General features: G+C 65.7%; 13 protein-coding genes and 3 pseudogenes. 7 read left to right on the top strand and 9 right to left on the bottom strand.

The genetic code is table 11. The features are described 5' to 3' along the window. Nucleotides 1-13: 13 nt before the first annotated feature. Both MPSD_RS10745 and MPSD_RS10740 read right to left on the bottom strand, forming a co-directional pair. Entirely contained in the window at nt 14-1069 is a 1056-nt protein-coding gene (locus tag MPSD_RS10745) for a zinc-binding metallopeptidase family protein (protein ID WP_015355849.1), read from the bottom strand. Continuing rightward, on the bottom strand, nt 1062-2006 hold the full coding sequence (locus MPSD_RS10740) for a transglutaminase family protein (RefSeq protein ID WP_086084675.1): 945 nt from the start codon (nt 2004-2006) through the stop codon (nt 1062-1064). The genes MPSD_RS10745 and MPSD_RS10740 overlap by 8 nt, the downstream gene beginning before the upstream one ends. 133 nt (nt 2007-2139) lie before the next feature. Here MPSD_RS10740 and MPSD_RS10735 point away from each other — a divergent pair, with 133 nt between their 5' ends. Beyond that, entirely contained in the window at nt 2140-2538 is a 399-nt protein-coding gene (locus tag MPSD_RS10735; protein WP_020787873.1) for an MmcQ/YjbR family DNA-binding protein, read from the top strand. Nucleotides 2539-2544: 6 nt separating this feature from the next. On the opposite strand, the pseudogene MPSD_RS10730 reads toward MPSD_RS10735, so the two are convergent. The 3 genes and pseudogenes from MPSD_RS10730 to aspS all read right to left on the bottom strand — a co-directional run bounded on the left by MPSD_RS10730 (nt 2545) and on the right by aspS (nt 5837). Further along, nucleotides 2545-3604 (bottom strand): annotated as a pseudogene (locus tag MPSD_RS10730) (FUSC family protein). Between the two features lie 19 nt (nt 3605-3623). Next, a pseudogene (locus tag MPSD_RS10725) lies at nt 3624-4059 on the bottom strand (nitroreductase family deazaflavin-dependent oxidoreductase). Further along, nucleotides 4056-5837 (bottom strand): aspartate--tRNA ligase, encoded by a 1782-nt coding sequence (gene aspS, locus MPSD_RS10720; RefSeq protein ID WP_012393924.1) that lies wholly within the window; start codon nt 5835-5837, stop codon nt 4056-4058. The pseudogene MPSD_RS10725 and the gene aspS overlap by 4 nt, the downstream one beginning before the upstream one ends. 91 nt (nt 5838-5928) lie before the next feature. Here aspS and MPSD_RS10715 point away from each other — a divergent pair, with 91 nt between their 5' ends. The 3 genes from MPSD_RS10715 to ypfJ all read left to right on the top strand — a co-directional run bounded on the left by MPSD_RS10715 (nt 5929) and on the right by ypfJ (nt 8296). Continuing rightward, nucleotides 5929-6816 (top strand): oxidoreductase, encoded by an 888-nt coding sequence (locus MPSD_RS10715; protein ID WP_231395687.1) that lies wholly within the window; start codon nt 5929-5931, stop codon nt 6814-6816. Between the two features lie 18 nt (nt 6817-6834). Further along, the gene (locus tag MPSD_RS10710) at nt 6835-7350 is read left to right on the top strand and encodes an SRPBCC family protein (protein ID WP_086084656.1); all 516 of its coding nucleotides are present in this window, start codon (nt 6835-6837) and stop codon (nt 7348-7350) included. Between the two features lie 61 nt (nt 7351-7411). Continuing rightward, nucleotides 7412-8296, top strand: a complete 885-nt coding sequence (gene ypfJ / locus MPSD_RS10705; protein WP_086084655.1) for a KPN_02809 family neutral zinc metallopeptidase — start codon at nt 7412-7414, stop codon at nt 8294-8296. Between the two features lie 49 nt (nt 8297-8345). On the opposite strand, the gene MPSD_RS10700 is transcribed toward ypfJ, so the two are convergent. Beyond that, the gene (locus MPSD_RS10700) at nt 8346-9236 is read right to left on the bottom strand and encodes a dihydrodipicolinate synthase family protein (protein ID WP_020787879.1); all 891 of its coding nucleotides are present in this window, start codon (nt 9234-9236) and stop codon (nt 8346-8348) included. 37 nt (nt 9237-9273) lie between these two features. After that, a complete protein-coding gene (locus MPSD_RS10695; protein ID WP_020787880.1) occupies nt 9274-10059 on the bottom strand; it encodes an aldolase in 786 nt (261 codons plus the stop codon). Between the two features lie 92 nt (nt 10060-10151). Between MPSD_RS10695 and MPSD_RS10690 the strand changes: the two are divergent. Next, nucleotides 10152-10694, top strand: a pseudogene (locus tag MPSD_RS10690) (helix-turn-helix domain-containing protein). Nucleotides 10695-10705: 11 nt separating this feature from the next. On the opposite strand, the gene MPSD_RS10685 reads toward MPSD_RS10690, so the two are convergent. Then, the gene (locus MPSD_RS10685) at nt 10706-11188 is read right to left on the bottom strand and encodes a hypothetical protein (protein WP_174524046.1); all 483 of its coding nucleotides are present in this window, start codon (nt 11186-11188) and stop codon (nt 10706-10708) included. 28 nt (nt 11189-11216) lie between these two features. On the opposite strand from MPSD_RS10685, the gene MPSD_RS10680 reads away from it, so the two are divergent. Next, nucleotides 11217-12062, top strand: coding sequence for a patatin-like phospholipase family protein (locus MPSD_RS10680; RefSeq protein ID WP_036427405.1), 846 nt, complete (start codon nt 11217-11219; stop codon nt 12060-12062). Nucleotides 12063-12100: 38 nt separating this feature from the next. Next, nucleotides 12101-13684: a purple acid phosphatase family protein gene (locus MPSD_RS10675; protein WP_086084654.1), complete on the top strand. Its 1584-nt coding sequence runs from the start codon at nt 12101-12103 to the stop codon at nt 13682-13684. Nucleotides 13685-13691: 7 nt separating this feature from the next. On the opposite strand, the gene MPSD_RS10670 is transcribed toward MPSD_RS10675, so the two are convergent. Next, the gene (locus MPSD_RS10670) at nt 13692-14720 is read right to left on the bottom strand and encodes an Rv2578c family radical SAM protein (RefSeq protein ID WP_020787885.1); all 1029 of its coding nucleotides are present in this window, start codon (nt 14718-14720) and stop codon (nt 13692-13694) included. Nucleotides 14721-14857: the final 137 nt, after the last annotated feature.

Raw genomic sequence — 14857 nt, 5'->3', positions numbered from 1 at the left:
ACGAGGCCCTCCCCTAACCGCTGAGTGCGGCGGGACCGCACGGAGCTTGCGTCACCTGGTCGACGACCGTATGGACGAATCGCATCTTCTCCAGGACCGCGACCGGTAGCACAAATGGATACAGGTCATCGTGCCCCATGGACCGGTTGACCATGTTCAACGACCACGACAGCGGCAGCCACATGTCGATGATGGTGGGAAAGGCGCTGGGGCCCAACGCCGGCCGATCAAAGGTTGCCGATGCCGGCGCGAAACCGCACCAGGCCGCCGTGTCCAGGGTGTCGCGGATGTGCAGGTAATGCGCGAACGTCTCCGCCCAGTCCTCGGCGGGATGCATGGTGGCATACGACGACACATACCGTTCCTGCCAATTCTCCGGGGCGCCGTCGCTGTAGTGCCGGTCTAGCGCAGCCTGGTAGTCGGCGTCCGGGTCCCCGAACAACTCCCTGAATCGCGCCAGATGGTCATCGGAGGGGGCAATCAGCCGATAGAAGTAGTAGTGCCCGATCTCGTGGCGGAAGTGGCCCAGCAGGGTGCGGTAGGGCTCCTCCATCTCGACGCGGAGTTGTTCGCGGTGCACGTCGTCGCCCTCGGCCAGATCCAGGGTGATGACTCCGTCTTCGTGCCCGGTGATCACATTCTCGTGGGCACTGGACAGCAGCCGGAATGCCAGTCCGTAGGCGGGATCCTCGTCACGTCCGATGATGGGCAACTTCAGCTCGTGCAGTTCGGCGATCAGCCGCCGCTTGGCCGCCTCGGCGCGGGCGAACTCCGTGAGTCCCACGGTGTCGCCGTCGTGGGGCCGCAGCACGGTCAGTACGCAGGACTCGCACAGACCGTCGCGCTGACCGACTGGAACCAGCCAGTTGCATTCGGCCAGGTGCAGGTTCTTGCACAGCTGGTAATCGTCGGCGGCCACCGCGCCGGCGTGTTCGCTTTGGTCGCGCCCGGTGATGACCATCAGCGCCATCTGGTCCAGGGAGAAGCCCAGCGCGCTGCCGCACGACAGGCACGCGGAGTTCTCGAAGGTCAGGCGCTGGCCACAGTTGGGACAGTGGAAATCACGCATCGAGCACATCACCTTCGAACGGCACCACGTCCACACCGACGTCGATCACGCTGTGTTCCGAATTGGTGTAGATGATGCCGCGCACCGGCGGCACATCCGCATAGTCCCGGCCCCGGCCTACCACGATGTAGCGCTCATCGACCAGCTGGTCATTGGTGGGGTCCAGCCCCATCCACTCGAACTGGCCTGGTTGTTGGGGTGTCCACACCGCTGCCCAGGCGTGGGTGGCGTCAATACCGATCATCCGATCCTTTCCCGGCGGTGGGTCGGTGGCCAGATACCCGGACACGTAGCAGGCCGCCAACCCGTTGGCTCGCAGGCAGGCGATCGCCAGCCGCGCAAAGTCTTGGCATACCCCTTCGCGCGCCTGCAGAACCTCATTGACTCGGGTGGAAACCGTGGTCGACCCGGATCGGTAGGTGAAGTCGTTGTAGATCCGCGTGGTGAGATCGCGCAGCGCCTCCACCAACGGACGTTCCGGCAGGAAACTGACGGCCGCGTACTCACGTACCTCGTCGGTGATCTCGGCGGGATCCAGGTCCAGCGCGAAGTCGACGGCCAGCGCCCCTTGCATGCCGCTGGGCCGGGCCGCTTCCCAGGGCAGCAATGCCGGCCCGCTGGTGTAGAGGCCGGAATCCGGCGGTGCCACGTCGACGATGGAGTCGCTGGTGATGCCCAGCACCCGGTGCGGTTCGGTGACATGGAAATAGGAGCTGATGTTGCCGTAGGTGTCGCGGCTGGTGGAGCTGTCCGCCGGCGTCGGATCAATGGTGATTTGGTGTGTGACGCAACGCTGCCGCAGCGAGTCGCGTGGGGTCAGAAACCCGCGTCCGTAGGAGCTGGTCACGATGTCCGAGTAGCGGTATTCGGTGCGGTGCGTGACGCGATAGCGCTTGGTGTCCGGAGAGCCGAACAACGCGTCGGAAAGCAACGACAAGAGCTGACTCCTGACTTCTCGACCGTCAACCACGGCCACCACACCGGTAATAGCAAGGCTGATCACAACACATCTGGGTCCGGTGCAGGCGAATGCGCCACCGAGCGCACCTCATCCGGAGCACAATCAGCATATGGCGACCTGGAGCGATGTCGCGCGCATCGTCAGTGAGCCGCCGCTCACAGAAGAGCGATCTGCGCACAACTGGCGGGTCGGCAAGAAACCGTTGGCGTGGGAGCGACCGCTGCGCAAGTCCGACTTGGCGGCCTTGGCGGCCTCCGGCAGGCAACCACCAGACGGCGATATTCTCGGCGTCCGGGTGGCCGACGAAGGCGTGAAGTTCGCCCTGGTCGCCGACGAGCCGACGGTGTACTTCACCACCCCACATTTCGACGGGTATCCGGCGGTGCTGGTGGTGTTATCCGAGATAGAGGCGATAGGCCTCGAGGAGCTGCTCACCGAGGCCTGGCTGACGCAGGCGCCGAAAAGGCTGGCAAAGGAGTTTCTGACGGGGTCAGCCAAGTCCTGTTGACGTTACTCAATGGTCGCCGCCGGGTACGTCGATGACCCGCTGTAAATCGACTCCGCATGCGTCCACGATGTCGGCGAGCACCACCTCGGTGCGGTCGCGAGCCTGCGATAGCAATTCTTGGGCCCGATCGCGGGCAGCGGCGGCATGGGCGATCGCGGCCGCTGGTTCGTCGTCGGCGACGGCCAGCGCGGCGGCCAGTTCGGCCAGCGCGATGCGCACCGGGCGCGGTACCTGTTGCTCAGGAAGTCGGGTGATGGCGCGGACCAGATTCAAGACGCCGCTGACCAGCATCCCCAGTCGCGCCGATTGCCGCTCGATGTCGGCAATGGCGTCGCGGGCGGCCCACCGCCGGGGCGCCCGCCGCGACACCAAGACCGCCGTGGCGCGGGCCTCGATCAGCCCACCAAGCTGGTTGTGCAACCGGTCGAAGGTGGCCAGCAGCCAGTCCGGAGCGGCGCCGCCGGGATTGTCGATGAACTTGATCACCTCGACCAGGGTGTCGTGCAGGGCGGCCAGCGCGCCGGTACGCGCGTCGCGCAGTATCCGCACCGGATCGGCCGGGAACAGCAACATCGCGACCACCAGCGCCAATCCCCCGCCGATCAGCGCGTCGAAGAGGCGCTCGGCCACCACATCGCCGGTGGGGGCGAACACCAGGACCAGCACCGCGGAAACTGCGGTCTGGTTCACGAACATCAGGCCCTGGACGACGAAGCCGCGCACGGCCAGGACCGCGACCGACAATGCGGCGAACACCGCCACGCCCATCGCGGTTGGGCCGGTGCCCAGGACGGCTTGCACGCCGGCACCCACAACGATGCCCAGCGCCACCCCGCCAACCATCTGGACGGCGCGTCGCGCGCGCAGCACCGTTGGTCGCCGACATGCACACCGCGGCCGAGATCGGTGCGAAGAACGGCTGCGGGTGGTCGAGCACATCGTGGGTGAGAAACCAGGCCAGGCCGGCGGTCACCGACGCCTGCGTGATCGACCACAAGGCGGTGCGCAGCTGCCGGACGGCCGCGAGACTTCCGTCGGCCGCCCTGGTCAGTAGCGAAATCTCCACGTCGTGTCGGATACCCCGGTCAGGCCCGCTGCAGCTCGAACAGGGGGATTACCCGGCTGGTTTTCGCTTGATAGTCGCCGAACCCCGCGGCGGCGGCGGCCACCTTCGGAAAAAGCTCGTCACGCTCTGCCGGGGGCAGTTCGCGGGCGGTCACGTCGAACGCGTCGGTACCCACCTCGACGTGTGCACGCGCGTCGGACCTGAGGTTATGCACCCAGGCCGGGTCGACATCGGCACCGGCGGAAGGAACCGACGATGAACATCTTGCCGTCGATGCGCAGGTACACCAGCGGCGCCAGCCGAGGCCGCCCGGACTTGGCCCCGGTGGTTGTGAGCAGCAACAGATCCGAGCCGGCGAACGGGCCGCCCACCTTGCCCCCATTGGCCCGGAACTCATCGACGATGTTGCTGTTGAACGCCTTGATCGTCTCGGCGTCGGGGATCCCTCGCGTCATGTCCCCTCAACTTGTTTGGGCTTGGCGTCTATTCCAGCCTCCTTGCGCTGCTGGGCGGTGATCGGCGCGGGGGCCTCGGTAAGCGGGTCGACACCGCCACCGGTTTTGGGGAACGCGATCACATCGCGGATCGAATCGGCTCCGGCCAGCAACGTGCTGACCCGGTCCCACCCGAACGCGATGCCGCCATGCGGCGGGGCGCCGAAGGTGAAAGCCTCCAGCAGGAAGCCGAACTTCTCTTCGGCCTCAGCCTTGCTCAGACCCATGACCGCGAACACCCGCTCCTGAATGTCGCGACGATGGATACGGATCGATCCACCCCCGATCTCGTGGCCATTGCAAACGATGTCGTAGGCATCGGCCAACACGCTGCCGGGGTCCGATTCGATACGGTCTTCGAGCTCTGGCTTGGGCGCGGTAAACGCGTGATGCACCGCCGTCCACGCGCCGGATCCAACGGCCACGTCGCCGGAGGCGGTAGCGTCCTCGGCGGGCTCGAACAGGGGCGGATCAACCACCCAAACGAACTCCCAGGCGCTGGGGTCGATCAGGTTGAGCCGCTCGGCGATCTCGATGCGCGCCGCCCCCAGCAGCGCCCGCGACGCCTTCACCGGTCCCGCCGAGAAGAAGATGCAGTCCCCCGGACTGGCGCCCACGTGAGCGGCCAGTCCGTCACGCTCGGCATCGGTCAGGTTCTTGGCCACCGGGCCGCCCAGCGTCCCGTCCTCGCCGACCAGCACGTAGGCCAGCCCGCGGTGACCGCGCTGTTTGGCCCACTCTTGCCAGCCATCCAGCGTGCGCCGCGGCTGCGAGGCTCCGCCGGGCATCACCACCGCGCCGACGTAGGGCGCTTGGAACACCCGGAATGTGGTGTCTTTGAAGAACTCTGCGCACTCCACGAGTTCGAGGCCGAACCGCAGGTCGGGTTTGTCGGACCCGAACCGGCGCATCGCGTCGGCGTAGCTGATCCGTGGGATGGGGGTCGGAATCCGGTAGCCGATCAGCGCCCACAGCGCGGTCAGGATCTCCTCGGAGACCGCGATGATGTCCTCGACGTCGACAAAGCTCAATTCCATGTCGAGCTGGGTGAACTCGGGCTGGCGATCGGCCCGGAAGTCCTCGTCGCGGTAGCACCGGGCGATCTGGTAATAGCGCTCCATCCCGGCCACCATGAGCAGCTGTTTGAACAGCTGCGGGCTTTGCGGCAGCGCGTAGAACATGCCCGGGTGCAGCCGGGCGGGCACCAGAAAGTCGCGGGCGCCCTCCGGGGTGGAGCGGGTGATCGTCGGTGTTTCGATCTCGACGAAGTCGTGTCCGGCCAGCACCGCGCGGGCGGCGGCATTGACCTTGGAACGCAACCGAATCGCCGATGCCGGACCGTCGCGGCGCAGGTCGAGGTAGCGGTATTTCAGCCGCAACTCCTCCCCAGCGGGCTCGTCGAGCTGGAACGGAAGTGGCGCGCATTCGCCGAGCACCGTCAATGAAGAGGCGTTGACCTCGATGTCGCCGGTCGCGATCTCGGGGTTGGCGTTGCCTTCGGGACGGATCTCGACGACACCGGTGACCGCGACGCAGAACTCGGCACGCAGCCGATGCGCCTGGGCCAACACGTCGGCTTCGCGGAATACGACCTGGGCAATGCCGGAGGCGTCGCGCAGGTCGATGAAGATGACGCCGCCATGGTCGCGGCGGCGGGCCACCCAACCGGCCAGCGTCACCTGTCGCCCGGCATCGCTATCCCGTAATGCCCCAGCGGCGTGGCTACGCAGCACAAACACTCCCCTTCACCCGGCTTTGGAACGACCTAAAACGACTGCTCAGTCTAGAGGGCCGGGCCACTGGCCCACCCAACCCGGTACTTTTGGCTGCATCGCACCCAGAATCGCACTCGTAGGCCCCGGCGCCGTCGGCACGACGGTCGCCGCGCTGCTGCATGCCGCGGGGAACCCGGTGCTGCTGTGCGGCCACACGGCTCGCGACAGCATCGAGCTGCGGCCCGACGGGGCATCTCCGATCGTGGTGCCCGGTCCGGTACACACCGACCCGCAGCAGCTGTCCGGACCGGTCGATGTGCTGATATTCGCGGTCAAAGCCACTCAGACCGGCGCCGCGCGCGAATGGCTGGCCCGCCTGTGTGGTGAGCACACCGTGGTAGCCGTCCTGCAAAACGGTGTCGAACAAGTCGAGCAGGTGCAGCCGCACTGTCCGTCCTCATCCATCGTCGCGGGCAGTGTGTGGTTTGCGGCCGAGACTCAGCCGGGCGGCTGGGTACGGTTGCGCGGAGATGCCGCGTTGGTGTTGCCCACCGGGGCTGCGGCGGAGACGCTGGCCGGGTTGCTGCGTGCCGCCGGTTGCCGGGTGGACTGCGATCCCGACTTCACCACCGTCATCTGGCGCAAACTCGTACTCAATGCGCTGGCCGGACTGATGGCGCTGTCCGGGCGGCGCTCCGGAATGTTCCGGCGCGACGACATCGCCGAACTGTCTCGTCACTACGTCGCCGAATGTCTGGCGGTGGCACGCGCCGAGGGCGCGCGACTCGATGACGACGTGATCGATGAGATGGTTGATCTGTTCGCATCCGCACCCGAGGACATGGGCACCTCGATCCTGGCCGATCGAGAAGCCCACCGGCGGTTGGAATGGGACCTGCGCAACGGTGTGATCATCCGCAAGGCCCGCGCCCACGGCCTGGCGACCCCGATCAGCCAGGTGCTGGTGCCATTATTGGCCGCAGCCAGCGACGGACCCGGATAGCTGGTTAGGGTCTAGTTCATGTTCCCGTGCGAGCGCGTCGACCTGAGCTTTGTCGACCCGGATTCCGGTCAAGCGCCCTTTCTCTACCGCAACAGCGTCGACCTCGCCATCACCCCCGAGCAGCTGTTTGAGGTGCTTTCCGACGCGGAGTCCTGGCCGAGCTGGGCACCGGTGATCACCAAGGTGACCTGGACCAGTCCCCCGCCCTTCCGCGTCGGCACCACACGTACCGTCGAGATGCGCGGGGGCCTGGTCGGCAACGAGGAGTTCATCGCCTGGGAGCCGTTCAGCCACATGGCGTTTCGGTTCAATGAATGCTCGACGCAGGCCGTCGCGGCATTCGCCGAGGATTACCGGGTCGAGGTCATCCCGGGCGGTTGCCGACTGACCTGGACCATGGCGCAAAAGCCCGCCGGCCCGGCGCGGCTGGGCATGATGTTGTCCGGTCCGCTGCTCAACCTGGGATTACGGCGCTTCTTACGCAAACTGCGCAGTTACACCGACGCCCGGTTCGAGGTGCCGCAGCAGCGTTAGGCTGGTGCCGCCCGGGTAGCCCAGCGCCCAGCCCGACGGCGGGCCAGATTTGGAGCGTGCGATGACCTTTAACGAGGGTATGCAGATCGACACCAGCGCCACGTCATCCTCGGGCGGTGGCGGGTTTGGCCGGATGGCCATCGGCGGCGGCATCGGCGGCCTGTTGATCGTCGTGGTCGCGATGTTTCTCGGTGTCGATCCGGGTGGCGTGCTGAGCCAGCAACCCATGGACGACCGCGACGTGGTGGCTCCCGGATTCGACCTGAGCCAGTGCAAGACGGGCGCCGACGCCAACAAGTACGTGCAGTGCCGGGTGGTGGCCACCGGAAACTCTCTGGACGCGGTGTGGACGCAGCTGATGCCCGATCGGTACACGCGCCCGCATCTGCGCCTATTCAGCGGCCAGGTCAGCACCGGGTGCGGGCCGGCCAGCAGCGAAGTCGGCCCGTTCTACTGCCCGGTGGACCAGACGGCATATTTCGACACCGACTTCTTTCAGCTGCTTGTCACCGAATTCGGTTCCAGTGGTGGGCCGTTCGCGCAGGAATACGTGGTGGCCCATGAATACGGCCATCACGTGCAGAACCTGCTGGGCGTGCTGGGCCGCGCCCAACAGGGAGCCAAAGGCGCCGGGGGCAATGGCGTGCGCACCGAGTTGCAGGCCGACTGTTACGCGGGGGTCTGGGCACACTATGCGTCTACCGTCCGGCAAGAAAGTACCGGCGTCCCCTTCCTGGAGCCGTTGAGCGACAAGGATATCCAAGACGCGCTCTCAGCCGCGGCATCGGTGGGCGACGATCGCATCCAGCAGCAGGTGGCCGGACGCAGCAACCCCGAGACGTGGACGCACGGCTCCTCGGCGCAACGGCAGAAGTGGTTCACCGTCGGGTATCAGACCGTCGACCCCAACAAATGTGACACCTTCAGCGCCACCAACCTGGGCTAGAGATCGGTTGCCCAATAACGCAACCGACGCCGACCAATCGCTTCGCGGCTCAGCAGCCGGCTAGTAGGCGGCCCAGCTTGGCCCGTCCGTGCTCGTCGAGCGGCAGCAACGGCGAGCGCGGATCCCCGACCGGGAATCCGAGCAGCCCCAGACCGGCTTTCACCGTGGTGGCCAGCCTGCCCGCGACGATGAACTCCAGCAGCGGCTTGAGGTCGTCGTAGAGAATCTGGGCCTTCTCCAGATCCCCGGCGCACACCGCTTCGTACAGATCGATGCATGGCTGGGGCCACAAGTTGGGTGCGGCCGTGCACCATCCGGCGGCACCAACTTTCAACGCGTCGAGCACCAGCGGGTTGGAGCCGTTGTAGAACGGCAGCCGGCCGCCACTGAGTTCGGCGATGCGCCGCATCCGGGACAGGTCGCCGGTGGACTCCTTGACCATGGTGAGGTTGTCGATGCTTTCAAACATCCTGACCAACAGTTCGGGGCGCATGTCCACACCGCTGGTGGCCGGGTTGTTGTAAGCCATGATCGGGATGGTGATGGCGTCGCCAACGCTGCGGTAGTGCTGGAAGATCTCGTGTTCGTTGAGCTTCCAGTAGGACACCGGCAGGATCATCACCGCGTCAGCACCGACGTGTTGCGCGTAGCGCGCGCGCCGAATGGTCTTGGCAGTAGTGACATCCGAGACGCCCACGACAACGGGTAGCCGGCCGCTGACCGCCGCGACCGCGGTGTCAACCGCGGTATCGAACTCGGCCTCGTCGAGGTAGGCCAGTTCCCCGGTGCTGCCCAGCGCGGCGATCGCATGGACTCCCGAGCACACCAGCCGATCGACAAGTGCCGCCAGCCGGCGCGCATCGACGTCGCCCTCGGCGGTAAAGGGCGTGACCGGGTAGGCGATGATCCCGTGAATCGTGGGCTCACCAGGTTCTGCCATAGCTAGCTCCTTTGGCTTTGGTGAACGGATTGACCAATCAGCTGCTCAGCGCATCGGGGTGACGGGCCAGTGCGCGACGCGCGTAGTAGGCAAAGTTCGCCCGGCTGCGGGAAGGTGTCAGGGTCCAATCGTGAGCCTCGCGGGCCAGTTGGTCCGGTAGTTCGGCGATTGTTCCCGCACTCATGGCCGCCAGTTGCAGTTTGGCGGCGCGTTCGATCAGGACCGCCAGCGTGCAGGCCTCCTCGATGCTGACGCCGGCTATCAACTGCCCGTGGTGCGCAAGAAGGATCGCCTTCTTGTTTCCCAATGCGGCGCTGATGATCTCGCCTTCCTCGTTACCCACCGGCACGCCTGGCCAGTCGGCGAGGAAAGCGCAGTCGTCATAGAGCGGCGTGGTGTCCATGTGCGAAACGACCAGCGGCACCTTCAGCATCGACAACGCCGCGGTGTGGAACCCGTGGGTATGAACGATGCACTGCACGTCCGGCCGTTCGCGGTAGATCCAGCTGTGAAATCGATTTGCCGGGTTGGCCATTGCGGAGCCCTCGAGAACATTGAGGTCCTCGTCGACCAACAGCAAGTTGTCTTCGGTGATCTCGTCGAATCTCAAGCCGAGTTGTTGGGTGTAATAGGTGCCGGGCCGCTGCGCACGCGCGGTGATCTGCCCGGCCAGACCGGAATCGTGGCCGGCGTCGAACAATGCCCGGCAGGTCAACGCGACCTTTTGCCGGGTGGTCAGCTGAGATTCGGGCGTCTGGGCATCGAGGCGTTCCTGGGCCCGTCGCATCAATTCGGACTTGGAATCGGAGAAAGTGGTTGCCATCCGAGGCTCCCTTGCATATCGTTGATATGACACGATAGTAGCACTATAGGAAACTTTGTGTCCTCGAATTTTGGCGGGTTAGGAGCTGGACAGTGACAGCACTGCTGCGCGCGGTCCGCCGGCAGCGCGGGCTCGCCCTGGAACAACTCGCCCAGCGAGCCGGGCTCACCAAGAGCTACCTGTCCAAGATCGAGCGGGGACAGAGCACGCCCTCGATCGCGGTGGCGCTCAAGGTCGCGCGGGGACTCGACGTCGACGTCGGGCGGCTCTTCTCAGACGAGTCCGCCCACGAGACGATCACCGTCGACCGCGCCCACGACCGTCTAGGGCCCTAATCCGGGCGCTACCACGTGCTGGCGTCGACGCAACTTGGAAAAACCATGTCGCCGTTTGTTGTTCGGCCGACCGCCGGGCAGGACTGCGCCTCCGACGGTCCGCATCCGGAGCACACCGGCCAGGAGTTCGTCTTTGTGCACACGGGCAGCGTCGAACTCGACTACGGCGACCAGACCATCACGCTCGGCACCGGCGACAGCGCCTACTTCGACGCCTCGGTCGGCCACAAGCTAAGGGCGGTCGGCACCGAACGGGCCGAAGTCGTGGTGGTCGCGGGGGCCGAACTCGGCGGCCGGTGACTAGCGGAGCGTTACCACGGCCGGGTCGAGCAGGTGACTCCGCTGCCACCGTTCTGCGACACCACCACCTGTCCGTCGACGGCGATCTCGCAGTGGAATTCGGGATTGATCCGAAGGCCACCGCTGGCCGTGACGATGGCCCACTGACTCGGGTTCTGCAGTGTGGCCGTGTAGACCAACGGTTGGCCGCCGGTGATCGGGGTGTGCACGGAGGTCAGGTATTTCGAGGAATCGGCATCAAACGCCGACTGGCTGGGCGGATCGACATTCATGTACTGAATGTTGGCGGTCAGATCGCTGGTGGTCGTGACCGTGTAAGTCACCTGATGCCCAGCTGGATCTGCATGAGCGATCGCGGGCGTAGCTACCACCGCGGCAATCGCGACCACCGCCCCCGTCACTGAGACCGCGCTCGCCCTCTTTCGCACGTTCGTCATATCGAAAACGCTACCGGATTCGTTACCGATGGCCGCGGTCCGCAATTCGTCCGACATGGCGGGTAATCGTCCCTACGATGCAAGCGTGACCACCGCATTCGTCTTGTCCGGCGGCGCAAGCCTCGGAGCGATACAGGTCGGGATGCTGCAAGCCTTGGCCGACGAAGGCATCACACCAGACCTGATCATCGGCACCTCGGTCGGCGCGCTCAACGGTGGGTGGATCGCGTCGCGGCCCGATGCTGCCGGGATTCGGGCTCTGGCCGGATTGTGGCGGTCCCTCACCCGAAAAGAGATATTTCCCACTCAACCGGTCACCGGGGTGATGGGCTTCCTCGGCCGGCGCCAGCACTTGGTCCCCAACACGGGTCTGCGGCGCATCCTCAGCAGGGAACTTGAATTCACCAATCTCGAGGATGCACCGATCCCGCTGCACGTGGTGGCCACCGACGTCATCTCCGGCACCGACGTATTGCTGTCCTCCGGCAACGCCGTCGATGCGATCGCAGCCAGCGCAGCCATTCCCGGGATATTCCCCCCGGTCAGCATCAACGGGCGTGAGCTCATCGACGGCGGTGTGGTGAACAACACCCCGGTGTCGCACGCGGTGGCGCTGGGGGCCGACAAGATCTGGGTATTGCCGACCGGCTATTCGTGCGATCTGCAGACCTTGCCAGCCTCGGCGGTCACAATGGTCCTGCACGCGATGACGCTGGCGGTCAACCACCGCCTCGCCGTCGATATCGAGCGCTTCGAGCAGACCGTCGATCTGCGCGTCATTCGGCCGCTTTGTCCGGTATCCATATCCGGAGCCGACTTCTCGCAATCGGCAACCCTTATCCCGCGCTCGCACCAGGCCACCCGCGAGTGGCTGGCGACGAATCCGGCGCGCATCGGACAGGCCGCACTACTCAAGCCGCACCTGCACTAGCCAACCGGTGTTAACCCGACTGGGGTATGAAGGCAGTAATGCCCGACGATCTGGATCAACCCGATGACCCGCAACCCGTGGGACCCAGCCGCCGCAAGTTGCTGACGACGGGTCTTGCGTCGGCCGCCGTCGGAGCGGGCATCGGCCTGGGCGGGGCGGCACTGCTGCGGCCCGGGCGCGGTCCCAGTGTCTGGTATCAGCCCGATCGCACCAGCGCGCAACCGGTTGGCGGTCTGCATCTGCAATATGGCAAGAACGCCGCCACCGAGGTCGTCGTGTCGTGGCACAGCGTTGACGCGGTCCAGAATCCGCGAGTCATGCGGGAAATCCCCGCGTCCGGGTTCGGCCGCGTCGTCAGCGCCGAGACCCGAACCTATCGGGATGCGAAGTCCAATACCGAGGTTCGCGTCAACCACGCCCGGCTAACCAACCTCACACCAGATAGCGACTACGTATACGCCGCGGTCCACGACGGCGCGGATCCACAACTGGGCACCGTGCGAACCGCGCCATTGGGGCGAAAACCGCTGCGCTTCAACAGCTTCGGGGATCAGGGCACGCCAACACTGGGCAGGTTCTCCGACGGTCGATACGTGAGCGACAACGGCGGAACGCCTGCCGCGGGCGACATCACCATCGCGATCGAGCGCATGGCCCCGTTGTTCAACCTAGTCAACGGCGACCTGTGCTACGCAAACATGGCACACGACCGCATTCGCACCTGGTCGGACTGGCTGGAAACCAACGGCCGTTCAGCGCGTTACCGGCCATGGATGCCCGCGGCCGGCAATCACGAAAATGAATTGGGCAATGGGCCAATCGGTTACGGCGCCTACCAAACCTATTTCTCGGTGCCCGACTCTGGGGCCAGCCAGGAGTTGCGCGGGCTGCGGTACTCCTTCACCGCCGGCTCGGTGCGGGTGATCAGCCTGAGCAACGATGATGTGTGTTTTCAGGACGCCGGCAGCTCCTACGTACACGGCTATTCGGGTGGTGAGCAAAGACGTTGGCTGCAAACCGAACTCGCCGCGGCGCGCCGCGACCCGGCGGTCGACTGGGTGATCGTGTGCATGCACCAGACGGCCATCTCGACCGCCGATCATTTCAACGGCGCCGACCTGGGCATCCGACAGGAGTGGCTGCCGTTGTTCGACCAATACGAGGTCGATCTCGTGTTGTGCGGCCATGAGCACCACTACGAGCGGTCACATCCGCTGCGCGGCGCGATGGACACCCAGACCCGAACGCCGATCCCCGTGGACACCCGCGGTGACGTGATCGACGCGACCCGGGGAACGGTGCACCTGGTCATCGGTTGCGGGGGGCGGTCGCTGACCAGCAACCAGTTGTTCTTCCCCGAACCCCGCTGCCGGGTCGTGACCGCGGTCGGCCCATACGATCCCGGCGAGCGGTCCCGGCCATCGATCTACGTGCTCGAGGACGCACCATGGTCGGCGTTCCGTGACCACGACAACCCCTACGGCTTTGCGGCCTTCGATGTCGATCCCGGCCAACCCGGCGGCCACACATCGATCAAGGCGACGCACTACGCGGTGACCGGGTTGTTCGGGGCGACCACGGTTGTCGACGAATTCACGCTGACCAAGCCGCGTGGTGATTAACGCCGCGTCAAAATAGGGTCGCCTGCTCGGGAACGGGCATGACCTCCGCTTCGGCGACCGGCGAGGACGGGCGCGGGGTACCGCCCAGCCGATGCTTGGCGACCAGTGGCGCCACGCGTTGCCTGAGCATGTCGCGGTAGTACGGCGGCAAGTAGGCGCCGCGCAGATGCAGCTCCCGATAGGTGCCGACGAGGTCCGGGTGCGCCCGGGCCAGCCAGGACATGAACCAACCGCGCGTCGCTCCGCGCAGATGCAGCCCGAAAGCCGTGACACCGGTAGCACCGGCCGCCGCGATCTGGCCGAGCAAGAGATCGAGGTGCGCAGCGGAGTCGGTGAGGTGCGGTAGTACCGGGGCAACCATCACATGACAATCCAGACCGGCGTCGCGGATTGCGGCGATCAGACCCAGCCGGGCCTGCGGGGCCGGCGTGCCGGGCTCGATCTCCTTGTGCAGGTCCGGGTCGGCGATGGCCAGCGACACGGCCACCGACACCGGCACCTGCCCGGACACCTCGTCCAGCAGTGGCAGATCCCGGCGCAGCAGTGTGCCCTTGGTCAGGATGGACAGCGGGGTTCCCGATCCGGCGAGCGCGCCAATGATTCCCGGCATCAGCGCGTAACGGCCCTCCGCGCGCTGGTAGGGATCGGTGTTGGTGCCGAGCGCGACGGTCTCGCGCCGCCACGATGGCCGGCGCAACTCGCGGCGCAGCACTTCGGCGACATTGGTCTTGACCACGATCTGGGTATCGAAATCCGCACCCGAGTCGAAGTCGAGGTACTCATGGGTGGGACGGGCGAAACAGTAACGACAGGCATGCATGCAGCCGCGGTAGCCGTTGACGGTGTAGCGGAAAGGCAACGCGGCGGCGTTGGGCACCTTGTTCAGCGCGGACTTGCAGAGCACTTCATGAAACGTCATGCCCTCGAAGTGCGGCGAGCGGACGCTTCGAACCAACCCGATGCGCTGCAGCCCGGGTAGCGCTCCGTCATCGACGGGCTCCCCGTTGACCGCCAGGGCCTGGGCACACCAGCGCATACCACATATTCGAACACTAGTTCGATTTCTAGTCAAGCGCCCGACTAACTCGCTTTTGCCGCCCGGGATAGTCACCTAGACCTGCCCGTCGAGCGCGCATCAGGCGGGTCTCGGCGGTGGCGTTTGCAATGAAGCCG

Source organism: Mycobacterium pseudoshottsii JCM 15466 (genome assembly GCF_003584745.1).
Classification (GTDB): Bacteria; Actinomycetota; Actinomycetes; order Mycobacteriales; family Mycobacteriaceae; genus Mycobacterium; species Mycobacterium marinum.
This window is presented reverse-complemented; position numbering and strand designations above follow the sequence as displayed.